This is a genomic window from Halochromatium glycolicum (assembly GCF_016584085.1).
Classification (GTDB): domain Bacteria; phylum Pseudomonadota; class Gammaproteobacteria; order Chromatiales; family Chromatiaceae; genus Lamprobacter; species Lamprobacter glycolicus.
Map to the genome: position 1 here is coordinate 1 of NZ_NRSJ01000042.1, position 21719 is coordinate 21719.

The 21719-nt window shown below is 65.9% G+C and carries 20 protein-coding genes; 9 read left to right on the forward strand and 11 right to left on the reverse strand.

The window, feature by feature from the left end; genetic code table 11:
• The first annotated feature begins 287 nt into the window (after positions 1-287).
• The 3 genes from CKO40_RS18305 to CKO40_RS18320 all read left to right on the forward strand — a co-directional run bounded on the left by CKO40_RS18305 (position 288) and on the right by CKO40_RS18320 (position 5952).
• Positions 288-728, forward strand: a complete 441-nt coding sequence (locus CKO40_RS18305) for an SRPBCC family protein (RefSeq protein ID WP_200347896.1) — start codon at positions 288-290, stop codon at positions 726-728.
• A 175-nt stretch (positions 729-903) separates the two neighbouring features.
• Positions 904-4848 carry a transcription-repair coupling factor gene (gene mfd, locus CKO40_RS24530; RefSeq protein WP_420827396.1) on the forward strand — a complete coding sequence of 1315 codons (3945 nt, stop codon included), beginning with the start codon at positions 904-906 and terminating at the stop codon, positions 4846-4848.
• Between the two features lie 543 nt (positions 4849-5391).
• A complete protein-coding gene (locus tag CKO40_RS18320; protein ID WP_200347897.1) occupies positions 5392-5952 on the forward strand; it encodes a Uma2 family endonuclease in 561 nt (186 codons plus the stop codon).
• A gap of 118 nt (positions 5953-6070) precedes the next feature.
• Here CKO40_RS18320 and CKO40_RS18325 read toward each other — a convergent pair whose 3' ends face one another.
• From CKO40_RS18325 to CKO40_RS24535, 4 genes are all read right to left on the reverse strand, one after another.
• Positions 6071-6502, reverse strand: coding sequence for a type II toxin-antitoxin system VapC family toxin (locus tag CKO40_RS18325; protein WP_200347898.1), 432 nt, complete (start codon positions 6500-6502; stop codon positions 6071-6073).
• Positions 6499-6786: a type II toxin-antitoxin system Phd/YefM family antitoxin gene (locus CKO40_RS18330; protein WP_200347899.1), complete on the reverse strand. Its 288-nt coding sequence runs from the start codon at positions 6784-6786 to the stop codon at positions 6499-6501. Before CKO40_RS18330 ends, CKO40_RS18325 begins: the two co-directional genes overlap by 4 nt.
• 138 nt (positions 6787-6924) lie before the next feature.
• On the reverse strand, positions 6925-7884 hold the full coding sequence (locus tag CKO40_RS18335) for an aminotransferase-like domain-containing protein (protein ID WP_338074218.1): 960 nt from the start codon (positions 7882-7884) through the stop codon (positions 6925-6927).
• Positions 7791-8336, reverse strand: coding sequence for a GntR family transcriptional regulator (locus CKO40_RS24535; RefSeq protein ID WP_242477161.1), 546 nt, complete (start codon positions 8334-8336; stop codon positions 7791-7793). Before CKO40_RS24535 ends, CKO40_RS18335 begins: the two co-directional genes overlap by 94 nt.
• A gap of 116 nt (positions 8337-8452) precedes the next feature.
• Between CKO40_RS24535 and CKO40_RS18340 the strand changes: the two genes are divergently transcribed.
• Positions 8453-9223, forward strand: coding sequence for a class I SAM-dependent methyltransferase (locus CKO40_RS18340; protein WP_200347900.1), 771 nt, complete (start codon positions 8453-8455; stop codon positions 9221-9223).
• Here CKO40_RS18340 and CKO40_RS18345 read toward each other — a convergent pair whose 3' ends face one another.
• Both CKO40_RS18345 and CKO40_RS18350 read right to left on the reverse strand, forming a co-directional pair.
• A complete protein-coding gene (locus CKO40_RS18345) occupies positions 9224-11980 on the reverse strand; it encodes a cation-transporting P-type ATPase (protein WP_242477166.1) in 2757 nt (918 codons plus the stop codon).
• A gap of 412 nt (positions 11981-12392) precedes the next feature.
• Complete coding sequence (locus CKO40_RS18350) at positions 12393-12662, reverse strand: hypothetical protein (protein WP_200347902.1); 270 nt, start codon at positions 12660-12662, stop codon at positions 12393-12395.
• 214 nt (positions 12663-12876) lie between these two features.
• On the opposite strand from CKO40_RS18350, the gene CKO40_RS18355 reads away from it, so the two are divergent.
• Together CKO40_RS18355 and CKO40_RS18360 are read left to right on the forward strand one after the other, a co-directional pair.
• Complete coding sequence (locus CKO40_RS18355; RefSeq protein ID WP_200347903.1) at positions 12877-13209, forward strand: DUF6883 domain-containing protein; 333 nt, start codon at positions 12877-12879, stop codon at positions 13207-13209.
• A 3-nt stretch (positions 13210-13212) separates the two neighbouring features.
• Positions 13213-13458 carry a DUF4926 domain-containing protein gene (locus CKO40_RS18360; protein ID WP_200347904.1) on the forward strand — a complete coding sequence of 82 codons (246 nt, stop codon included), beginning with the start codon at positions 13213-13215 and terminating at the stop codon, positions 13456-13458.
• Between the two features lie 40 nt (positions 13459-13498).
• On the opposite strand, the gene gndA is transcribed toward CKO40_RS18360, so the two are convergent.
• The 3 genes from gndA to CKO40_RS18375 all read right to left on the reverse strand — a co-directional run bounded on the left by gndA (position 13499) and on the right by CKO40_RS18375 (position 16352).
• Positions 13499-15022, reverse strand: a complete 1524-nt coding sequence (gndA, locus tag CKO40_RS18365) for an NADP-dependent phosphogluconate dehydrogenase (protein WP_200347905.1) — start codon at positions 15020-15022, stop codon at positions 13499-13501.
• Positions 15009-15770 (reverse strand): lasso peptide biosynthesis protein, encoded by a 762-nt coding sequence (locus tag CKO40_RS18370; RefSeq protein WP_420827397.1) that lies wholly within the window; start codon positions 15768-15770, stop codon positions 15009-15011. The genes gndA and CKO40_RS18370 overlap by 14 nt, the downstream gene beginning before the upstream one ends.
• Positions 15771-16124: 354 nt before the next feature.
• A complete protein-coding gene (locus CKO40_RS18375; RefSeq protein ID WP_200347907.1) occupies positions 16125-16352 on the reverse strand; it encodes a hypothetical protein in 228 nt (75 codons plus the stop codon).
• Positions 16353-16720: 368 nt separating this feature from the next.
• On the opposite strand from CKO40_RS18375, the gene CKO40_RS18380 reads away from it, so the two are divergent.
• Positions 16721-17170 carry a helix-turn-helix domain-containing protein gene (locus CKO40_RS18380; RefSeq protein WP_200347908.1) on the forward strand — a complete coding sequence of 150 codons (450 nt, stop codon included), beginning with the start codon at positions 16721-16723 and terminating at the stop codon, positions 17168-17170.
• Here CKO40_RS18380 and CKO40_RS18385 read toward each other — a convergent pair.
• Together CKO40_RS18385 and CKO40_RS18390 are read right to left on the reverse strand one after the other, a co-directional pair.
• A complete protein-coding gene (locus CKO40_RS18385; RefSeq protein ID WP_207173727.1) occupies positions 17150-18121 on the reverse strand; it encodes an IS110 family RNA-guided transposase in 972 nt (323 codons plus the stop codon). The genes CKO40_RS18380 and CKO40_RS18385 overlap by 21 nt on opposite strands.
• A 179-nt stretch (positions 18122-18300) precedes the next feature.
• Positions 18301-19515 carry an ISAs1 family transposase gene (locus CKO40_RS18390; protein ID WP_242477162.1) on the reverse strand — a complete coding sequence of 405 codons (1215 nt, stop codon included), beginning with the start codon at positions 19513-19515 and terminating at the stop codon, positions 18301-18303.
• A 265-nt stretch (positions 19516-19780) separates the two neighbouring features.
• On the opposite strand from CKO40_RS18390, the gene CKO40_RS18395 reads away from it, so the two are divergent.
• Both CKO40_RS18395 and CKO40_RS18400 read left to right on the forward strand, forming a co-directional pair.
• A complete protein-coding gene (locus CKO40_RS18395) occupies positions 19781-20017 on the forward strand; it encodes a hypothetical protein (RefSeq protein WP_200347910.1) in 237 nt (78 codons plus the stop codon).
• 107 nt (positions 20018-20124) lie between these two features.
• Positions 20125-21711 (forward strand): BCCT family transporter, encoded by a 1587-nt coding sequence (locus tag CKO40_RS18400; protein WP_200347911.1) that lies wholly within the window; start codon positions 20125-20127, stop codon positions 21709-21711.
• The last annotated feature ends 8 nt before the right edge of the window (positions 21712-21719 follow it).

Below are 21719 nucleotides of genomic sequence, written 5' to 3' on the forward strand. Positions count from 1 at the left end.
CCCGCAAGCCCCGCAAGCCCCCGATAATCCCGAAGAACCCGCAGAACCACCAAGGCTGCTGAAAGCACCCCCGCATCTCGGCATGGTCGGTCGGCGACCTGAGCTGCGATCGCCCGAGCAGCGATCGCCCGAGCAGCGATCGCCTGGGTTGCGATCACCTGGGTTGCGATCGATTATGCTACGTGACGCTTGCTTGTCCGGCGCCCGCTTGATCCTCAACTGGAACCTTACCAGCGAGCCGATTGACGGAGCACCCAGGGCCTCCCGCACCCTCCGAGTCCGATACCATGCCCAGCTTCACCGTACGAGAGACCCTGCGCTATCCGCGCCCGGATGTCTTCGATCTGGTCGCAGATATCGAGCGCTACCCTGAATTCGTCCCCGGTTGGAAGGAGGCACGGATCGTTTGGGAGCAGGAGAACCGGCGCTCCGTGGAACAGGCCGTGGGCATCCACCGCTTCGTCTGGCGCTTTCGCACCGAGGCGCTGCTGGAGCGCCCGCACCGGATTGACATCGAGGGCGGGGGCGGTCCGGTGCGCCGGCTGCATCAGGTCTGGCGTTTCGAGGAGCGCGAGCCGAGCACGACCTTGGTCGAGTTGTGGACCGACTACGCACTGGCGGGCGGGCCTGCCGCTGCCGCGGCAGGGCCCTTCTTTCGTCGCCGCACAGAGGAGGTCGTCGCAGCCTTTCGACGCCGCGCGGACGCGGTGCTTCGGGCGAGTGATTGACAGCAGTCGGCTTCTCAGCACGCCACCTGCTCTGACGTCTTAAGCCGGCTGGCAGGCGCCCAAAGGTCGTGCCAGTCCGCGGCAGGGGTCGTCTCTACGCTGCGGCCGGTCGGGCGCTGTGCGAAAATCCGCGGCCTCAGCCCATTCTCAATGCAACCAAGCTGTTATCCTCGCTGTGCCCGAACAATCGACTGTCCGTCACGATGACGCGCCTGCCCACCCCTCCGCGCTAAGCGCCTCCGGGGCGGCGGATGCCGAGCTCCATTCCGTGCTCACCCCGCCATTGCCCGAGGGTGCCGGCGAGCGCCTGCTCTGGGGGCGGCTCTACGGCGCCGCACCGGCGCTCGCCATCGCCGAGGCCGCCCGCCGCGCACAAGGGCCGCTGCTGTGCATCGTCCCCGATATGCCCTCGGCGGTCAGGCTCAGCGATGCACTCCGTTTCTTCCTCGATGAACCATTCGCGTCGGCCGAGCAGATCGGCACGCGCCCGGAACAAGGGGGCGATGCGATCCCGGTGCTCGGCTTCCCGGACTGGGAGACCCTGCCCTACGATGTGTTCTCGCCGCTGCCGGAGCTGGTCTCCGAGCGGCTGCTGACCCTGCATCGGCTGCCGCAGCTCGCGCGCGGCGTCCTGGTGGTGCCGGTCGGCACCCTGATGCAGCGGCTGCCGCCGCCCGACTATGTCGACGGCCAGTCGCTGGTGCTCAAAACCGGCGACCGGCTCGACCTGGAGCGTACACGTGAGCGACTGACGCGGGCCGGCTATCAGTGCGTCTCCCAGGTCGTCACCCATGGCGAGTTCGCGGTGCGCGGCGCCCTGCTCGACATCTTCCCGATGGGCAGCCGCGAGCCGCTGCGCATCGACCTGTTCGACGACGAGGTCGAGTCGATCCGCACCTTCGATCCAGACAGCCAGCGCTCGATCGCCAAGCTGGAGCAGGTCCGGATGCTGCCCGCGCGTGAATACCCGTTCACCGAGGAGGCCATCGCCGGCTTCCGCCAGCGCTGGCGCGCGACCATCGACAGCGACCCGAAGGCGAGCCTGATCTATCGCGAGGTCTCCGAGGGCCGGGCGCCTGGCGGGATCGAATACTATCTGCCGCTGTTCTTCGACCAAACCGCAACCCTGTTCGATTATCTGCCGCGCAACGCGCTGATGTTCGAGCCGGACGACGCCCGCAGCGCCGCCGCCGAGCGCTTCGACGACATCAATCGCCGTTACGAACAGCGCCGCCACGACATCGAGCGACCCTTGCTCAGGCCGCAGCAGCTCTACCTCAGTGCCGATGAGCTCGCCGCACAGCTCAATGGCCTGCCCGGTGTGCGCTGGCAGACCGCCGAGATCGCCGAGCGCCGCAAGGGCTATGCGCGGGTCTGCAACTTCGAGACCGGGCGCCCGCCAGCGCTCACGATCCAAGCCCGCGCCGCCGAGCCGGCCGCCGCGCTCAAGGCGTTCGTCGCCAACGGCGAGACCGATGCCACCCCAAGCTCGATCCAAGGCCGACTCCAGCCTGGAACGCCCGATCGGCGTCCCAAGGAGCGAGCCGCTCAGAACCCGGTTCAGTTAGCGGATCGGGTCCCAGGCGAGATCCCAGACCAGCTACCAGGCCAGTTCCCAGACCAGCTTTCAGACCAGTCCCCAGAGCAGGTTCAGGCCCCCTCCTCTGCCGGGTCCCAGCCTGAGCGCCGTCGCCGATCCCAGGATCGCCCCCTCAGCCAATCGCTCGATCCGTCGCAGCCGCTTCCCGAGGGCAGAAGCGAGGCCGCACCCGGCCAGAGCCCAGGCCCGTCTCAGCAGCGGCGCATCCTGTTCGTCGCCGAGAGCACCGGCCGACGCGAGATGTTGCTCGACAACCTGCGCGGCTTCGGTATCCAGCCGACCCAGGTCGACGGCTGGCAGGATTTCCTGACCGGCACCCAGGCGCTCGCGGTGACGGTCGCGCCGCTCGAGGAGCCGTTGCTGCTGCCGACCCACCCCGAGCAAGGCGGCTCGCAGCCCGCACTCGTATTACTGACCGAGACCCAGCTCTACGGCGACCGCGTACGCCAGGAGCGCCGGCGCAAGGCGCGCGAGCGTGATGGCGAGGCGGTGGTCCGCAACCTCACCGAGCTCACCGAAGGTTCGCCAGTCGTGCACGAGGAACACGGCGTCGGCCGCTTTCTCGGCCTGCAGACGATCGCGATCGGCGACAGCTCGGGCGAGTTTCTCGCGCTCGAGTACGCCAAGGGCGACAAGCTCTACGTGCCGGTCAGCTCACTGCATCTGATCTCGCGCTACACCGGTGCCGAGCCCGATCAGGCGCCGCTGCATCGGCTCGGCAGCGATCAATGGGAGAAGGCCAAGCGCAAGGCGGCCGAGAAGGTCCACGACGTCGCCGCCGAGCTGCTCGACATCTACGCCCGCCGCGCCGCGCGCCAGGGCGTCTCGTTCCCGACCCCGGGCGCCGACTACGACGCCTTCGCGACCGCGTTCGAGTTCGAGGAGACGCCCGACCAGCAGCGCGCGATCGAGGCCATCCTGACCGACATGGCCGCCCCGAAGCCGATGGACCGGGTCGTGTGCGGCGATGTCGGCTTCGGCAAGACCGAGGTCGCGATGCGCGCGGCCTTCGTCGCCATCAATTCGGGCAAGCAGGTCGCGGTGCTGGTGCCAACCACCCTGCTCGCACAGCAGCACTATCAGAACCTCTCGGACCGCTTCGCCGACTGGCCGATCAAGGTCGAGAGCCTGTCGCGCTTCAACAGCGCCAAGGAGGTCAAGGCGGTCACCGACGGGCTCGCGGCCGGCACCGTCGACATCGTCGTCGGTACCCACAAGCTGCTGCAGCCGTCGATCAAGTTCAAGAACCTGGGTCTGGCGATCATCGACGAGGAGCACCGCTTCGGGGTCCGGCACAAGGAGCAGCTCAAGAACCTGCGCGCCGAGGTCGACGTGCTCACGCTGACCGCGACGCCGATCCCGCGCACGCTCAACATGGCGATGGCCGGGATGCGCGACCTGTCCATCATCGCCACGCCGCCGGTCGAGCGCCACCCGATCAAGACCTTCGTCTCGACCTGGAATGACGCCCTGGTCCGCGAGGCCTGCCAGCGTGAGATCAATCGCGGCGGGCAGGTCTACTTCCTGCACAACGAGGTCGAGACCATCGAGAACATGGCGCAGAAGGTCGAGGCGTTGGTGCCCGAGGCACGGGTGCAGGTTGCCCACGGGCAGATGCGCGAGCGCGATTTGGAACGGGTGATGCGCGACTTCTATCACCGCCGCTTCAATGTGCTGGTCTGCACGACGATCGTCGAGTCCGGCATCGACGTGCCGAGCGCGAACACCATCGTGATCAACCGTGCCGACAAGCTCGGGCTGGCACAGTTACATCAGCTGCGCGGGCGCGTCGGGCGCTCGCACCACCGCGCCTATGCCTATCTGATCACGCCGCCGACCAAGGCGATGACCGCCGATGCGAAGAAGCGCCTGGAGGCGATCGAGTCGCTCGAGGACCTCGGCGCCGGCTTCACGCTTGCGACGCACGACTTGGAGATCCGCGGCGCCGGTGAATTGCTCGGCGAGGAGCAGTCGGGCCAGATCCACGAGATCGGCTTCACGCTGTACATGGACCTGCTCGAGCGCGCGGTCGAGGCGCTGAAATCCGGCAAGACCCCGCAGCTCGACCGCCCGCTCGACCACGGTGCCGAGATCGACCTCGGCCTGCCGGCGCTGCTGCCCGAGGACTACCTACCGGATGTCCACACCCGGCTGGTCACCTACAAGCGCATCGCCAGCGCCGCCGACCGCACGGAGCTCAAGGACCTGCAGGTCGAGATGATCGACCGCTTCGGTCTCTTACCCGAGCCGACCAAGGCGCTGTTCGCGGTGACCGAATTGAAACTGAAAGTCCAGCCCTACGGCATCAAGAAGATCGAGGCCGGTCCCAAGGGCGGGCGCATCGTCTTCGGTGAGCAACCGAACATCGATCACATGAAGCTGATCCAGCTGGTGCAATCCCGGCCCAAAGACTTCAAGCTCGATCAGGCCGCCGGGGCGCTGCGCTTCACGATGGAGATGAGCGACCCGAGCAAGCGCATCGAGCAGGTCGGGACGGTGGTGGGGCAGTTGGTGGGCTGAACGAAGCCGTTTCGATCGCCTGTTCCGCCTTTGCGCACTCTTCGGTCTTGCCCTAAGCTCCTTCCTGTCAGGATATCGATCGAAGCGCAGGTCGCCGCTGATCGGAGCCTCCAGCTCATCATCAGAGACGCAGCGCTGGCCAAAGGCATGACCGTCATGATGCAAGACGAGGTGCTCGCCGAAGTGCGGCGGCGGCGAGATCGGGACTGTGGTGCGGCAGCGGGTTATAGCCCTTCCGCCTGATCGCCGGACAGAAAGCGCCGGAAAAGTCAGCACTGATGGCTCAGCCTGTCCGGAAACCAGGGCGAGTGACCATAAATCGTTGACGTAGCCCCAAGCGGCAAGGCAATGCGGGCCAGCGGCAAATCGCTCCGGTGTAATCTCGGCAAACAACGTACGTGTTCACTCAAAGGTCAGACGATAATTCACCGCTCGCCCGGCGCGGCTGTCAGCCAGCGACGCATCCCCGGCGGCGAAAACTGAACACGGACGGCCGACCCCGATAATGGCTTTCATCGGCTACCCCCGCGTCCAACATCAGCCATGCAACATGTCTACAAGCCAACGCTATACGACCGGCTCGAAGACCTTCCAGAGGTCTTGACCGGAGAAATCCTCAACGGCCAACTTCATGCCCAACCGCGACCGACAGGCCCGCATGCTCGCGCTGAGACCGAGCTCAGTATCGATATCGGCAGCGCCTACGGTCGCGGCCGGGGAGGCCCCGGCGGGTGGTGGATCATCGTCGAGCCCGAGCTCCACTTCATTATCGATACCGAGGTCGCGGTTCCTGATCTCGCAGGCTGGCGCAAAACGCGCATGCCGCAGATACCAGAGGGACATCGCTTCGAGATCGTTCCGGACTGGATCTGCGAGATCCTCTCTCCGTCCACGGAAAGCAAAGATCGTCATATCAAGATGCCCATCTACGCCCATTACGGCGTGGCCTACGCTTGGCTCGTCGATCCCACGCAAAGAAGCCTAGAAGCTTATGCCCTGGACAGCGGCGAATGGCGTTTGCTCGCCGAAGTCTCCGGGCACGATGCCATCGCGGCTGCACCCTTCGACGCCCTGACACTCGAGCTCAGCAACCTCTGGAGCTGAAGCCGAAACTCATCTCAGCATGGAGATGGCTGATCCGGCCAACCGGATTGATTAGGTCGGGGTCCGAAGTCGGCAACCGTTGATATCCGCCGTTCCTTCGGACGCTCAGGATCTCTGGTCAACCGGACTCGTGCCAGGGATTGAGCACGGCAACCCCGGCCGCCTCGAAGTCGTCCGTATCTCGGGTGACCACTGTCAGCCCATGCCGCGCCGCGCTCGCTGCGATCAGCACGTCGGGGTGGCTGAAGGTGTGGCCGCGCTTTCGGCCGAGCTCGATCGTCAGACGCCATTGCAACAGGGTGTCCTCGCACAACGGCAGGATACGACCTTCAAACATTGGTCGCAGACGGTGGTCGAGCCAATGGCTCAATGCGGCGCGACGCGTAGCGTCGCCGAGTAATTCGATGCCGTAGCGGATCTCGGCGAAGGTGACGGTGCTCACGTGAAGCGCATGCAGGGACTGGGCTGCGACGAAGTCGATCACCGACGGCGTTGGCCGCTGACGCCGTAGCTCCGATAGGACATTGGTGTCCAGCAGCCAGCCGCTCAAAGCGCGATGTCCCGGACCGGGCCACGGGGTTTGGTGTGCTCGAATTCGACGTCGTCCAGGTCGGCCTCGGCCAGCAGTTGGACCAAGGCGTCGCCCATGGGCTCGCCGCGCAGGCGCCGGTAGTCCTCAGCGGACAAGACCACAGCCTTTTCTTTGCCATTCACGGTCACATGCTGAGGGCCAGTCTCGCCAGCAAGACGGACCACCTCACTGAAGCGCGCTTTGGCGTCTTGCAGTTTCCATGTTCCCGCAGGTTCAGCAATCTCAGAAGGCATTTCGTTCATGGTCGAGACCGCAAATCTAGTCAGCTTGACTAGATCCTAGTCACTATCCCCCGTCTACGCAACCAAGGCCCTGACACTGTTCACGGTCACCGAACTGACGCTCGGCTCCAGCCCGACCGCATCAAATGGCGCCCCGCCTCAGCCCGACTGCTCGCCAGCCAGTCGGCCGAGCGTCGCGAGCGCAGCCTCGGTCTGCGGCGACCAGGGCAGCGCGCAGTTCAGCCGCAGACAATAGCGGTACCCGCCGTGGCTCGAGAACATTGGCCCAGGCGCGATGCTGATGCCGGCGGCGAGCGCCCGTTCCTGCAGGACGAGCGCATCGGCTTCCGTCTTCGGCAGCTGGACCCAGACCACGAAGCCGCCGCCGGGCCGCGTCACCCGCGTGCCGGCTGGGAAATGGCAGCCGACGGCCTCGATCACCCGCCGCACCTGCAGCCGGTAACGGCGCTGTGTGGCATGCAGGAAGCGCTCGTAGCCGCCGCGCTCGAGGTAATCGGCAACGGCCAGGGTCGTCAGGGTCGGCGTCGCCTGGCTAGAAGCGTACTTCAGATAGGTGAAGCGCTCGCGGTAGCGCCCCGGCGCCGCCCAGCCCAGCCGTAATCCCGAGCCCAGGGTCTTGGAGAACGAGCCGCAGTAGAGCACCTCGCCCTGGCCATCATAGGCCTTGGCCGCCCAGGGCCGCTGATGGTCGAACGCCAGCTCGCCATAGACATCGTCCTCGATCAGCGCCACCCCATGCGCCTGCAGCAGACCCACCAGCTCGGCCTTGCGCGGCTCCGGGGTCAGATGACCGAGCGGATTGCCGAAGTTCGGCATCATCACGCAGGCCTTGATCGGCCACTGCTTTAGGGCGCGCGCGAGCGACGCGGGCGCCATCCCGGTGTCCGGATCGGTCGCAATCTCGAGCGCGCGCATCCCCTGCGACTCGATCGCCTGCAGGATGCCGTAGAAGGTCGGCGACTCGATCGCGATCACATCGCCCGGCTGCGCGACGGTGCGCAGGCTCAGCACCAGCGCCTCCTGACAGCCGCTGGTGACGACGATCTCGTCCGGGCCGAGCTGGCAGCCGGCCTCGGCCATGCGCCGCGCGATCTGCACCCGCAGCTCCGGCGCGCCGGGCGGGAAGTCGTAGTCGGCGACCCGATTGCGCTGGGCGCGGCGCTACGCGCAAGCGCAGCCACCGGCAGGAAGCTGGCATCCGGCACAGCGGCGCCGAACGGCAGCAGCGCCGGGTCATTGTGCGCCTGCACCAACGCCAGCACCCGCTCCTGCCCCTGGATCAGCGCCGGCCCGTCCGCCGGGGTGCCGACCTCCGGGCGCGCCGGTTCCTCGCTCAACCGATCGGCGACATAGTGCCCGGACCGCGGCTGGGCGATCAGGACCCCCTGTGCCTCGAGCAGCGCACAGGCCGAGACCACGGTGCCGACACTGACGCTGAACTGGCGGCTGAGCTTGCGCAATCCGGGCAGCCGGGCACCGGGCGCAAAGGTGCCCTGCTCGATCAGCGTCACCAGCCGCGCGGCGATGTCCTCGTATAACAGCTCAGTCATCGCTCAAACTGTACCACTGGAGATCGCCAGCAACTGCATCTGTATCCCTCGCCGCGAGACCGATAGGCTGATCGCTGTTCTTCGAAGCCATCCAACGCAACCGCGAGGAGACCGCAATGTCCGCCGTACTCAACCTCAACCGGGGCAATCAGCAGCAGCAATACACCTCGACCTTCGCCGAGCACTGGGATGACCTGGTCGGTTGGGAGGCGCGCCTGGCACGCGAAGGCCACTTCTACGCCCGCCTGCTCAAGGCGCAGGGATGCCGCAAGGTGGCCGACATCGCCACCGGCACCGGCGTCAATGCCGTCGGCCTGGCCCAGGCCGGCTTCGAGGTGACCGCGACCGACGGCTCTGAAAACATGCTCGCGAAGGCGCGCGAGAACGCCGCCGCCCGGGGCATCCGCTTCGCCGACAGCAAGGTCGCCGATTGGCTGCACCTGGACGAGGCGCTCGGCCACGCGCAGTTCGACGCCGTCGTCTGTCTGGGCAATTCCTTCACCCACCTGTTCGATCACGAGGACCGCCGCGATGCCCTGCGCGCCATCCATCGGGTGCTGCGCCCAAGCGGCATGCTGGTGATCGACCAGCGCAACTACGACCGCATGCTCGATCACGGCTACGACTCCAAGCACGAACTCTGCTACACCGGCGCAGGCGTCCAGGTTGGCCCGGTCGAGCTCAACCCGCGCCTGGCCAAGTTCGAGTACCGCTTCGACAACGGCTCGGTGTTCCAGCTCAACATGTACCCGCTGCGCCAGCACTACCTGACCCATCTGTTGGAGGACGCCGGCTTCGTCAACGTCGAGCGCTTCGGCGACCTGCAGCGCCCCTACGATCCGCAGGGCGTCGACTTCGTCCAGCAGGTCGCGTTCAAGGCCGCGTGACTAGCTCCCGACGGCGGCTTCCCGGGATGCGGCCGGCAGCCGCTGCCGCCAGCGCCGTCCCAGGGCCTTCTCCAGTTCGACGATGAAGAGCACCGAGGCGGCCACCAGCACGATGCGCAGCCAGATGCCGGCACCAATCGCGGCGGTGCCGAACAGGGCCTGCATCGGCGGCAGATAGGTGAAGGCGAGCTGGAACAGCAGCAGCAGGCCAACGGCATAGAGCACATAGCGATTGCCGAGGAACCCCTCTCGGTTCAGCACCGATGCGGTCATGTAGCGCGAGTTGAAGAGGTAGAAGATCTCGAACATGATCAGGGTGTTGACAGCCACCGTGCGGGCCTGCTCGATCGAAGCGCCCTGATAGTCCTCCCACAGGAAGAGCCCGAAGGTGCCGGCGGTGAGGATCAGCGACACATAGGCGATGCGCCACAGGAACAGCGGCGTCAGCACCGGCTGGCGGGCGTTGCGCGGCGGACGGGCCATCACACCGGGCTCCGGCGGCTCGAAGGCCAGCGCCAGCGCCAGGGTCACGGCCGTGATCATGTTGACCCAGAGGATCTGCACCGGCGTCAGCGGGAACTGGTGGAAGCCGAACAGGATGGCCCCGAGCACCACCAGGGCCTCGCCGCCGTTGGTGGGCAGGATGAACAGGATCGCCTTGCGCAGGTTATCGTAGACGGTCCGCCCCTCTTCGACCGCGTTAGCGATCGAAGCGAAATTGTCATCCGCGAGCACCATCTCCGCCGCCTCCTTGGCCGCCTCGGTGCCGTTGATGCCCATCGCGACGCCGACATCAGCACGCTTGAGCGCCGGCGCGTCGTTGACGCCGTCGCCGGTCATCGCGACCACGGCGCCGGATTCCTGGAGCAGTTGCACCAGCCGCAGCTTGTGCTCCGGGGTGACGCGCGCGTACACATCGACCTCCCGCGCCCGTTGCCGCAGCGCGGCATCGTCGAGCGCATCCAGCTCGGTCCCGGTGAGCGCATCGTCCGGATTCTCCAACCCCACCTGCGCGGCGATGGCGCGGGCGGTGGCGGCATGGTCGCCGGTGATCATCTTCACGCGGATGCCGGCCGCCTGGCAGGTGCCGACGGCCTCGATCGCCTCCTGCCGCGGCGGGTCCATGAGCCCGAACAAGGCGAGCAGGGTCAGGTCGGTATCCACATCGGCGAAGTCCAGCTCCGAGCGGTGCGGCTGCGCCGGCTTCACGGCCACCGCCAGCACCCGCTGCCCGGCTGCGGCCATCGCCTCGACACGCGCCTCCCAGGTGGCCCGCTCCAGTGGCGCTTCCCCGTCCGGGCTGCGCTGATAGGCGCACATGCCGAGCACCGCCTCCGGCGCGCCCTTCAGGTAGATGAAGGACTCGCCGGCGTGGCTGTGGTGCAGCGTGGCCATGAACCTGTGGCCGGACTCGAACGGGATCAGGTCGGTGCGCGGATAGCGCTTGGACGCGGCCTCCAAATCCAGCCCAGCCTTGACGGCGGCCACCAACAGCGCGCCCTCCATCGGGTCGCCATGCACACGCCAGGCGCCGCCCTCTGTCTGCTCCAGCGCGGCATCATTGCAGAGGGCCGCCGCTCGCAGCGCCTCGGTGAGCCGGGCATCCTCCTGCGGACGCACCACGTCCTCATCCTCCATGAAGGTGCCATGCGGATCGTACCCCGCCCCGGTGAGGGTCAATCTCCGCTCGCCTGTTTGGATCGCGGCGACGGTCATCGCGTTGCGGGTCAGGGTGCCGGTCTTGTCCGAGCAGATGATGCCGACGGTGCCGAGCGTCTCCACCGCGGGCAGCCTGCGGATGATGGCGTTGCGTCCGGCCATGCGCTGCACGCCGATCGCGAGCGTGATGGTCATGATGGCCGGCAGCCCTTCCGGGATGGCCGCTACCGCGAGCCCGACCGAGGCGAGGAACATCTCCGCCGCGGTGTAATCGCGCACCAGGATGCCGAAGGCAAAGCTGACGCTGGCCAGGACCAGGATCGCCGCGGTCAGCCAGCGCCCGAACTGGGCGATCTGCCGCAGCAATGGTGTCGTCAGCTGCTCGACGTTGGCGACCATCGCGCTGATACGGCCGATCTCGGTGCCCGCGCCGGTGGCGGCGACGAGGCCGGCACCCAGGCCATGGGTCACCAATGTGCCCGAGTAGGCCATGCAGCGGCGGTCCGCCAGCGGCGTCTCCGGCGGCAGCGCCGCCACGCCCTTATCGACCGGCACCGACTCACCGGTGAGCGGCGCCTCCTCGATCTGCAGGCCCTTGGCCCGCAGCAGGCGCAGGTCCGCCGGCACCTTGTCACCCGACTGCAGCTGCACCAGGTCGCCCGGCACCAGTTCTGCCGCGTCGACCGTCACCAGCCGGCCATCCCGCCAGACCATCGCATGCGGCGAGAGCATGCCCCGGATCGCCTTCAGCGCATCCTCGGCCTTGCCCTCCTGCACGAAACCGATGACGGCGTTGATCAGCACGACCCCGAAGATGACAACGGCGTCGAGCCAATGCTGGAGCAAGGCCGTCACCACGCCCGCGACCAACAAGACGTAGATCAGCAGGTTATGGAACTGGGCCAGGAAGCGCAGCAGTGGGCCGCGCGTCTTGGGCTCCGGCAGCCGGTTCGGGCCATGGGTCGAGAGACGCTGCGCGGCCTCATGCGCACTCAGCCCATCGTGGCCGCTGTCCAGACGGCCTAGCGCCTCTTCATCGCTCAAGTGATGCCAGGCGGGCTCCCCGGCGTGGCGTTGCTCCGCGACCAGTGAGCGCATCCCCCGGCGATTCCCCCAATCCACGAAGCCGCCGACGATGACGAAGACCGCGATCGCCAATAGCGCGATCGCCCACTCCAAGGCAATGATGTCGAAGATCAGGATATCGCTCTCGAGCATGTCGGCCTCCACCGCAGCGCCGCTACTAACCAGAAGATTAGGACATACGGACGACGCCTGGAGCAGCGCCCCATTCACATGCAGGATCAAGCTGCCCCGGATACGATAAAGCCGCTAAGACCGAGTCAGACCTCAGGCGATTGCCGGGAAAGCTCGTACCGAATTGCGCAGGATTTTCGTTTGCCTTCGAGGAGCGTCGCCGGGAGCATAGCCGGGCTATGTGACCGGCGGCGCGACGAAGAAGGCGAGCGAAAAGACCAGCAAGGCGGTATGAGCTTTGACAGAAATCGCCTCAGTACCAGAGCCCGCCGATGCGCCGCCGCGGTGCCCGCCGGCGGCGGCCGTCGGCGAGCGCATCGGCGAAGCGATGGCCGGGCTCACCCCAGCCCGCTCGCACCGGCTGCGGCGGCTCGGACTGCGGCAGGAACGCGAGCAGCCGCCGCACCCGCTCGGTGGTCTCCGGATGCGTGCGCAGCAGCGAGGGCTCCGGCAACCGCCGACCGGGCATCAGCACCTGCTCCCAGAAGCGCCCCTGCCAGCGCTCGAGCTTCTGCAGCGGCATACCAGTTTCGACTTCCAGCGGCAGTCGCGCCAACGTATGGAATTGGTCACAGCAACACCAGCGCTATGCTTCGGACTTAGCGGGTCGATTTCGGTTCCGAGGCAATGCCTGTGCTGACGGCGAGGTATCAACCGACCGTCTAACGGCGCGAACCGCAGTCCCCTCGAGGCGAAGTCTTGCAGCCAAACGAACAACCGCCATCGTTGCGACAACAATGAGGATTCCGAATGGGCATCGCGCCAACCTCGGGACGAAATTGGAAGACTACGTCCTCAATCCAGCGCACATCGAGGGGCGTCACAAGGCCCGAGTGTTCGGATCGGCGCTCGGCATCACGGTGGCCAACAGCAGGCTGCTGCATAAGGCCCTCGAGGATGCCGCAGCGAGTTCGGACTCTGCGGTCCACAAGGGACACAATGGATTCGGGAACGTCTATGCTCTTCAGCTGACTGTGGCGACCGCCCATGGTACTGCCACGGTGCAGTCTGCCTGGATCATCCGAGACGGCGAGGACTTTCCGCGTTTAACCAGCTGCTATGTGGTCTAACTGATGACCGAAGCCTTCCATCTGCACGACCCCGTTGCACTGCTTACAGACATGCCCGCCAGGCATTTCGTATCCGACCAGCCGTTACTGCTGAGGCGCGGGCAGCTCGGCACCATCGTGATGATTTACGACGACCTGAACTACGAAGTGGAATTCGCCGACACTCAGGGCCGGACCTACGCGATGCTGCCCGTTGCCGCAGACAACCTCATGCGTTTGAGGGATGCGCCTGAGGAAGTAGCAGCCTAATGGACTCGAGCAAGCGGATGACCGCCGAGGCGGCGCGACATCAGACCTCGCGCTGCGGACGCTCAGGATCAGGCCAGTCAAGATGGAAGAACTGCCCGCGCGGCTGGTCGACCCGCTCGTAGGTGTGGGCGCCGAAGTAGTCGCGCTGGGCCTGCAGCAGGTTCTGCGGTAGGCGCGCCGAGCGGTAACTATCGTAATAGGCCAGCGAGGCGGCGAAGGTCGGCGTCGGCACACCGTGCTGCGCCGCGAGCGCGACGACCTTGCGCCAGTTGCCCTGGGCGCGGTCGACGGCCTCCTTGAAGTACGGGTCTAGCAGCAGATTGGCCAGCTCGGGATCGCGCCGATAGGCCTCGGTGATCTTCTGCAGGAAGACCGCGCGGATGATGCAGCCGCCGCGCCAGATGCGGGCGATCTCGCCGAAGTCGAGCGTCCAGCCGTACTCGGCCTGGGCGGCGCGCATCAGCTGGAAGCCCTGCGCATAGGCGCTGATCTTGGCGGAGTAGAGGGCGTCGTGGATCGCCTCCAGCAGGGCGCTTCGATCCTCGGCCGCCAGCGCGCCGGTCGGGTCGGTGTCCGGTCCGGCCAGCACCTTCTCTGCTGCAACGCGCTCGTCCTTGAAGGCACTGATGCAGCGCGCGAACACCGCCTCGGCGATGGTCGGCGCCGCAATGCCCATGTCCAGCGCGTTGATGCTGGTCCACTTGCCGGTGCCCTTCTGGCCGGCGGCATCGAGCACCACGTCGACGAAGGGTTTGCCGGTGACCGGGTCGCTCTGGCGCAGCACATCGGCGCTGATCTGCATCAGGTAGGAGTCCAGCACCCCCTGGTTCCAATCGGCGAAGGTGTCGCCGATCTCGGCCGGGCGCATGCCGAGCAGGCGTTGCATCAGGTCGTAGGCCTCGCAGATCAGCTGCATATCCCCGTACTCGATGCCGTTGTGGACCATCTTGACGTAGTGGCCGGCGCCATTGGGGCCGATGTAGGCCGCGCAGGGCTCGCCGCCCGCGACCGGCTTGCCGGGCGCGGCGCCGAGTAGCGGCTTGCCGGTGTCGGGATCGACCTTGGCGGCGATCGCGCTCCAGATCGGCTCGAGCGCTTTCCACGCCTCTTCGTGGCCGCCGGGCATCAGCGAGGGGCCTAAGCGCGCCCCCTCCTCCCCGCCGGAGACGCCGCTGCCGATGAAGCGCAGCCCGCGCTCGGCGAGCCGCTGCTCGCGCGCGATGGTGTCGGTCCATTTGGCGTTGCCGCCGTCGATCAGGATATCGCCCTCGTCGAGCAGCGGCGCGAGCTGCTCGATGACCGCATCGGTGCCGCTGCCGGCCTTAACCATGAGGACGAGCTTGCGCGGGCGCTGCAGTGACTGCACCAGCTCCTCGAGGGTCGCGCAGCCGACCAGGCCGCCAGGGGTATCCGGATGCGCCGCAACGAAGCCCCGCATCGTCTCGGTCGTGCGGTTGTAGACCGAGATGCGGAAGCCGTGATCAGCGATATTGAGGGCCAGGTTCTGGCCCATCACCGCGAGGCCGATCAGGCCGATCTCTGAGAGCGGGTCATTGGATGCCATGATAAGGTCGCCTGCGTTGGTTAAGGTCCGAGTGATGCTCGGACGGGTGATCACCGGACATTTGGAGCGGCTGGTCCCGATCGAAACCGCCGCACGGGGAGTTTCGCCACCGCGCTCCGACCGACCCGACCAAACCGATACGATTGGGTAGTGCGGCCATCGCGCACGTCGAGCCCGCCGGACTGTATGGCGGCCAACGACGCCCACCGCAGCGCCGCTCTAGCCCGCGCAAGCGGCCCTGGAATTGCCGATTGTGGTGGTTCAGGTACAGCCTCAACCCATCGTCGACTTCGGCTCTGGCCGCCAAGACCCGCGAACCTCCCGGCACCACCTCCGCGGGCACCACAGCCACCCGATCGCGGGGGATGATGGTGACCTGACCCCAGCGCGGCAATGTGGCGTAGTCGATGAAATGGGTCGCGGTCTCCAACCACACATGGGGTGCGATCGCATGCGCGCGAGCCGTGCCCGGATGATAGACCACGCGCCCCACCCTGAGCTGCGCACTGATCCCCTGTTCGGCGAGCAGGACCTGGCCAGCCAGGGCGTAGTACAGACAGGCGCGCTTCAGCGGCCAGTATCGGGGACGCGTGCTGGCCGCCATTGCTTCGACAGCGACAGACAACGCCTGGATGGTGTCCGTCGGCAGCGACGTGTCGCTGGGAACGGTTGTCACCGCGGGTGCGGCGCCGACGGCGGTTGCCATCAACGCGCAGACGGCCGCAGCGACGAGCAGGCATTGCCTCATCGCTGCTGAACCAAGGCCGTCTCAACGACTCGGCGCCGAGCGCCTGTAACCGTCATGGATGGTGCAATCGAATCTCTAAACCGTGCTCGACCGCCGCCCAGATGGACCAGGGCTTGGATCCACCGTAATGCTGTTGCTGCTTGGCAGTCACCCGAAGATGCCAACCGTGCAGCGGCCCCATCTGCCGCCGCGCCGATCATCATTCTGTTTCGTCCGGGTGCCCGACCCAGCTTGATTCGCCCAGATCCTCGCAGAGGAGGCCCGACAGCCACCGAACGCTGAAGAACGACCTCAATGCCCTCTCAGGGCGGACCGGGCGATGCGCTGCCAATACGGAAGCGGTCCAAACCGGCCTCAGCGATCCGACCCGCCCGAAGGACCCCTTCGCTCCGCCCTCGGCTGAAGGTACAGCCGGATGATCAGCACCAGCGCGGTGATCGCCGCGAGGTTGGCGAGCGACACGGCCCGCGAGAAGCCAATGCCCTCGCGGCGCTCCACCGGGGGCTGGAAGGCGACCATTGGCGTCGGCAGGCTCGGGTCCAGGTCCACCGCGACGTCCAGTGCATTTCGAGGTTTGACCATTCGTGTCCTCCTCGAGATTGTTTGGGCGAGCCACCGGCCAACGCCACCGGAGACGGCTCCACGCGCAGATGCAGGGTGCCAAATCGCCGACCTGACCCCACAAGACCCGGGCAACGAAAACGATCCGCAACCTCAGAGTGCGCATAATGGGCGGTCATCAACGAGATGCCCGCGACATCGATCGAACCGATGGCCGATCCTCTGCGCAAGTGTCCGTCGCCATCTCCGACATTGCGGCGTCGCCCTGTCCGAGGCCACCATGACCTTCGACGACCTGACCTTGACCGCACACTTCGGCCGCATCTGGCCCGTGCAGAACGATACGTTCTGCGAGCTTCTGGTTCGGCTTCGGCGGTGACCTGGACCGCATGCTGGTGCTTGGCATCATCGGCTCGCGCACCCTGGCCCGCGGGCGCATCGATGGCATGACCTACAACGACTTCATGTCGCTCGCCCGACCCAACGACGAGCCGGCGCCGATCAATCTCCAGTCCATTGCCGACTACAGCGGCATCCCGCGAGAGACCGTGCGTCGCAAGATTCGCGACCTGGAGCAGTCGGGCTGGATCATCCGGCGCGACAACAGTTTTCTGATCGCCTCGAGCAAGTGCGCGCGCGACTTGGCCCCCCGCCACCGAGGCGACCCTGACTTACCTGGCATCCGTCAGGACCGTCTGCGTCGAGGCGATGTCGGACTGAGCGCCGCCCCGACCTCGTTCGTGCGACGGCGCAAGAGCCTACCATTTCGAGCCGCCTCACCCAAGACGCTCGACCTTCGGCTTGATCGGTTGCGCCCATTATGGGTGCCAGGTTGCTAGCGGCCGCTGCGGGCATCCACTTGAATCGCGCTGCTTCGCGCGAATCCGACCCACTGTCGCCATGTACGTTTCACGAGCTTGCCAGAAGGCCATTAGCTGCCTGGGCGAGTCGAAGCGGCTGATGTCGCCGAGCTCGGCCAGCAGCACGATGGCGGCGAGCTTGTCGATGCCGCGCAGCGCCAGCAGTGAGTCGACCACCGGCGCCAGCGACCACTCGGGCAGCGCGCGCATGAGCTGATCGTTGAGCTGGGCCACCCGCTCGCCGGCGGCGCGCTCGGCGTCGATGTAGGTCTGCAGCACCACCTGCTGCCAGGGATCATCCAACTTCAGCCCGGCCAGCCAGTTTTCATGCGCCGGCGTCCAGCGGCTCTTGCCCTTGGGCCAATGCTGGCCGTGACGCAGCAGGAAGGCGTTGAGCTGCTGGCGCGCCTTGCGCTCCTGCGCCTTGAGATCATCACGCGCACGGCTGAGATCGCGCATGCGCTCCTGCTCCTGGTCGGGCACCCACACCGCCGTCAGATCCCCGCTGCGCAGCAGACGCGCAAGCTTCAGCGCATCGCGCCGGTCGGTCTTGATGCGCTCGCCCGCTTTCTTCGGTATCTGTGAGGGCGCGACCACCTGGCAGTCGTGGCCGCTGGCGATGAGCTGGCGGTAGAGCCCGTAGCCGCACGGCCCGGCCTCGTAGCAGAACAGCAGCAGCCCACCGTCATACGCTTCGCTCAGCTTGGCGATGAGCCGTTCGACCTTCTTCGGCGTGTTGGCGATCTCGCCCCGGTAGAGCGGATCCGCACGCCCCGCCTCGGCCACCGCTACGGCAATCGTCTCTTTGTGGACGTCCAGACCAATGTAGGCCGCGTACTGCTTCGCCGCCCCTTTCCCGCTCGCCGCCGACAACGCCACCTGCGACGATGCCGTCTCAATCTTGCCCGCTGCGACGTTACACTCTTGCATGACCTGCCCTCCTCAAGGTGGCTCTGTGTCGATGGATGTCCGTCCTCAACATCACCCACGGGCGTTGAGGACGGGCAGGTCAAAACATCATGTCTAAAGAGCCTGGAACGCGCGTTCACAACCGCTCCGGCAGCGGGCATGCGCCTGCTGACATTGCCAGGGTCAGCGCATAAAAACCATCAGCCCAAGATCACCTTAGCACGGTAGTCATCGTTCCAAGCCGCCTCGCGGCGTTTCTGCGAGAGGCGCCGCTTGGAGGGCTCCTGCTCGAACAGGTTCATGCAGAGGTGACGGATGGCGGTCATGATCGCCGGGGCGTTGCCCTTGCGGATGCGGCTGGCATCGTCGTTGAAGACGACGTCCAGACGCCAGTGCAGTCGGTTTTCGACATCCCAGTGTCCGCGTACCGCGTGAGCGAAGCGTTTGGCGTCGGCGCCGATGGAGTTGATGAACGGGCGCTGCTCGATGGTGTGCTGATCGCCGCTCCAGCACTCACGCTCCACCAGTCCGATGCTGCGCAGTGCACGCCAACGCGGTGCATCGGACAGCGTGCGCAGCTCCTCGGTGACCCAGTACCGGCGCACTTCCAAGCGACCGTGATCGTTGTCGGTTTCCTCGGTGTCATCATGCGCAACGCCGGCGAAGCTGCCGGCACGCGCCGTGGCGAAGACGTCCTCTACCTCGTCATGCAGGGTGCCCTGGTTGCCTTTAAGCCCGAGCACGTAGTCGGCACCTTGGTCGTGGATTTGTTCGGCAATCTTGGTCTGGCAGCCCATGGCGTCGATGGTCACGATGCAGCCTTTGAGTTCCAGCAACTCCAGCAGTTTGGGAATGGCCGTGATCTCGTTGGACTTCTCCGCCGTCGCCTCTTGCCCCAGCACCAGCCGGTTGCGGCAGCCCCAAGCACTGACCCTGTGCAGCGCGGACTTGCCGCGGCGGCGATCGCGCGCGCCGCATGCCGTCTTGCCGTCGACCGCGATCAGCTCGCCGCCGGTCGCCTCGGACACCGCCCGCGTCCAGCTCACGAAGCACTCCTGAAACGCCTTCGGGGACAGGCCGGAGATGACGTAGGCAATGCAGTCATGCGATGGAATCCCATTGCGGAACGGCGCGAACCTGCGCAACCAGTCGAACTTGGACTGGCCAAACTGCTCAATCGCTTCCCAGCCGTCGGCGCCGCTGAGCACCCCGCTGACGACCAATAAGAGGATTTCCGGCAGCGGATAGAGCTTGTTGCGCTCAATGCGGAAGTCCGGAACCGGCGCGAAATGCTCAAGGATGCTGGCAGACACGAGAAACTCCCAAGACAGTTTCTCGAAGGATGCCTCAGATACATGTTTCCGCCCTAGTTTATATGCGCTCGCCCTGCTGACATTGCTTGCATGATGGACCAACCCTCGGCGACTAAAAACGCTAAAGTATCGAAATCTAGTGTGATATTCGATCCCATAACCGCCCATTTTGGGCGATTCCGATTTGGTGAGGGCTGCAACCGGTCCCTATACTAGCTGCTGAATCCTGTTCGATTCCTCTGTCACGCCCAGTACCGCGCGAGCGGTCTGCCCTCTTGATCGCGTCGCTTTGGCGTTGCCTTCGCTGACGCGAGTCCCCGGCGCAAACGGTTGCGAAAGCACCAAGGCAACAACCGCCCAGCCGTCCATGACCGAGAAGGATCGCACCGACAATTTCTCGGGGTGCGAGCGCGGCGACATCAACGAGTTCGAACAGCGGTTCGCAGATGCAATCGAGCAGATGCGTCGCTTCATCGCCAATCGCCTCCAGACACAGCTAATCTTCAACACTCAGCTCGACTGGGGCTATGGGACCGATCCGCCGCAGGGCGTGGAGAACCAAGACATCTGGTACAAGGTCGGACTCGGCGTGGAGCTCGACTGACCGATCCGGGCAACCGGGACTCACTCTTCTCATAAGTGTGCGCGTTTATCGATGTGGGATGTGATACCCCGCGCGGACCAAACCCTTCCGCCAAACAGGACATGCCGATGCCCAAACCAGCAAGGTCCAAGTCGACACTAGGAGGCGTCTTTGCACTCTCCGTCCTCATCTGCGGTGCGATCGGCGTCTGGGGCGTGCTTGCGCCGGACATGCTGGCCGGCGCCGCCCATGCACTCACCGGCTTCGCCCTGACGACACTGGACTGGTTCTTCCTGATGCTCTGCACCAGCTTCGTCGTCCTGGGCGCGGCGCTGGCGCTCGGCCCCTACGGCAAGATCAAGCTCGGCGCCGACGATGACGAGCCCGAATTCTCAACCCTCTCCTGGATCGCCATGCTGTTCGCCGGCGGCATGGGCGCTGGGCTGCTGTTCTGGGGCCCGGCCGAGCCGATCTATCACTTCACCGACCCACCCGGCATCGAGGGTGGCACGTCGGAGGCGGCCCGCCTGGCGATGGTACTGACCAACCTGCACTGGGGTTTGCACGCCTGGTCCATCTATGCCGTCTGTGCGCTGGTCATCGCCTACTTCGTCTTTCGCCGCAACGCGCCGGGGCTGATCTCGACGCCGATCCGCTACGCCTTCCGCGGGCGGCTGGTGGGGCCGCTGGCAACCGCCGCGGACACCCTGGGTGTGGTGGCGGTGATCCTCGGTCTGGCCGGATCGCTGGCGATGGGTACCCTGCAGGTGCGTGCCGGCCTCGGCGAGGTGGCCGGGGTGCCGCCGACCCAATGGGTGAGCATCCTCATCGTCAGCGTGCTGGCCGTCTGCTTCTTCATCTCCGCCAGCACCGGGCTCGGCCAGGGGATCAAGATCCTATCCAACCTGAACATGGCGATCGCGGTCGCGATCATGCTGTTCATCCTGTTCGTTGGGCCGACGCAGTTCATCCTCGAGACCTTCACGACCACCCTCGGCGACTACTTGAACAACCTGCCGGCGATGTCGTTCCGGCTCTATCCATTCGAAGATCTGACCGACTGGACCGCTGGCTGGACCCTGACCTATCTAATCTGGTGGCTGGCTTGGGGGCCCTTCGTCGGCGTCTTCATCGCCCGCATCAGCCGCGGTCGGACCATCCGCGAGTTCATGCTCGGGGTGGTGCTGATTCCGTCGCTGTTCTCGATGCTCTGGTTCGCGACCTTTGGGGGTGCTGGCATCTTCGTCGAACTGCAGGGCTCGGGCGGACTGGCCGACCTGGTCTACGATGACGTCACCAAGGCCCTGTTCGCGCTCTTCGACTACCTGCCGCTGGCGCAGCTGCTGAGCTCAGCGGCATTGGTGCTGATCTTCATCTTTCTGGTCACCAGTGCCGATAGTGGCACCTTCGTCGTCAGCATGATGTCGAGCAAGGGCACGCTGGACCCATCGACGGGTGTGAAGCTGATCTGGGCACTGATTATTCTCGCCATCACCATCGCTACCTTGCTGAGCGGCAGTGTCGAGGTCGCCAAGACCCTGGCCGTCACCGGGGCGATCCCCTTCGCGCTGGTCTTATTGCTGCAGATCGTCGCCTTCCTGCGCACGCTGCGGGAAGAGGAGCGGCCGCTGGCGGCGGCTGCCGAGACCGCCATTGCTGCCAATGCTGCCACGAATACCTCGGCTGCCACGGCTGCGGTTGCAGAGCGGAGGTGACCGGCATG

Bases quoted from the DNA above. Each gene is read 5' to 3' on its own strand.
- CKO40_RS18380 (WP_200347908.1), top strand. From the start codon at position 16,721: ATGCTGGTGCTTGGCATCATCGGCTCGCGCACCCTGGCCCGCGGGCGC.
- CKO40_RS18305 (WP_200347896.1), top strand. From the start codon at position 288: ATGCCCAGCTTCACCGTACGAGAGACCCTGCGCTATCCGCGCCCGGAT.
- CKO40_RS18345 (WP_242477166.1), bottom strand. From the start codon at position 11,980: ATGCGCTCACTGGTCGCGGAGCAACGCCACGCCGGGGAGCCCGCCTGG.
- CKO40_RS18350 (WP_200347902.1), bottom strand. From the start codon at position 12,662: ATGCCGCTGCAGAAGCTCGAGCGCTGGCAGGGGCGCTTCTGGGAGCAG.
- CKO40_RS18340 (WP_200347900.1), top strand. From the start codon at position 8,453: ATGTCCGCCGTACTCAACCTCAACCGGGGCAATCAGCAGCAGCAATAC.
- CKO40_RS18320 (WP_200347897.1), top strand. From the start codon at position 5,392: ATGCAACATGTCTACAAGCCAACGCTATACGACCGGCTCGAAGACCTT.
- CKO40_RS24535 (WP_242477161.1), bottom strand. From the start codon at position 8,336: ATGACTGAGCTGTTATACGAGGACATCGCCGCGCGGCTGGTGACGCTG.
- gndA (WP_200347905.1), bottom strand. From the start codon at position 15,022: ATGGCATCCAATGACCCGCTCTCAGAGATCGGCCTGATCGGCCTCGCG.
- CKO40_RS18355 (WP_200347903.1), top strand. From the start codon at position 12,877: ATGAGGATTCCGAATGGGCATCGCGCCAACCTCGGGACGAAATTGGAA.
- CKO40_RS18330 (WP_200347899.1), bottom strand. From the start codon at position 6,786: ATGAACGAAATGCCTTCTGAGATTGCTGAACCTGCGGGAACATGGAAA.
- CKO40_RS18385 (WP_207173727.1), bottom strand. From the start codon at position 18,121: ATGCAAGAGTGTAACGTCGCAGCGGGCAAGATTGAGACGGCATCGTCG.
- CKO40_RS18375 (WP_200347907.1), bottom strand. From the start codon at position 16,352: ATGGTCAAACCTCGAAATGCACTGGACGTCGCGGTGGACCTGGACCCG.
- CKO40_RS18395 (WP_200347910.1), top strand. From the start codon at position 19,781: ATGACCGAGAAGGATCGCACCGACAATTTCTCGGGGTGCGAGCGCGGC.
- CKO40_RS18370 (WP_420827397.1), bottom strand. From the start codon at position 15,770: ATGAGGCAATGCCTGCTCGTCGCTGCGGCCGTCTGCGCGTTGATGGCA.
- CKO40_RS18360 (WP_200347904.1), top strand. From the start codon at position 13,213: ATGACCGAAGCCTTCCATCTGCACGACCCCGTTGCACTGCTTACAGAC.
- CKO40_RS18400 (WP_200347911.1), top strand. From the start codon at position 20,125: ATGCCCAAACCAGCAAGGTCCAAGTCGACACTAGGAGGCGTCTTTGCA.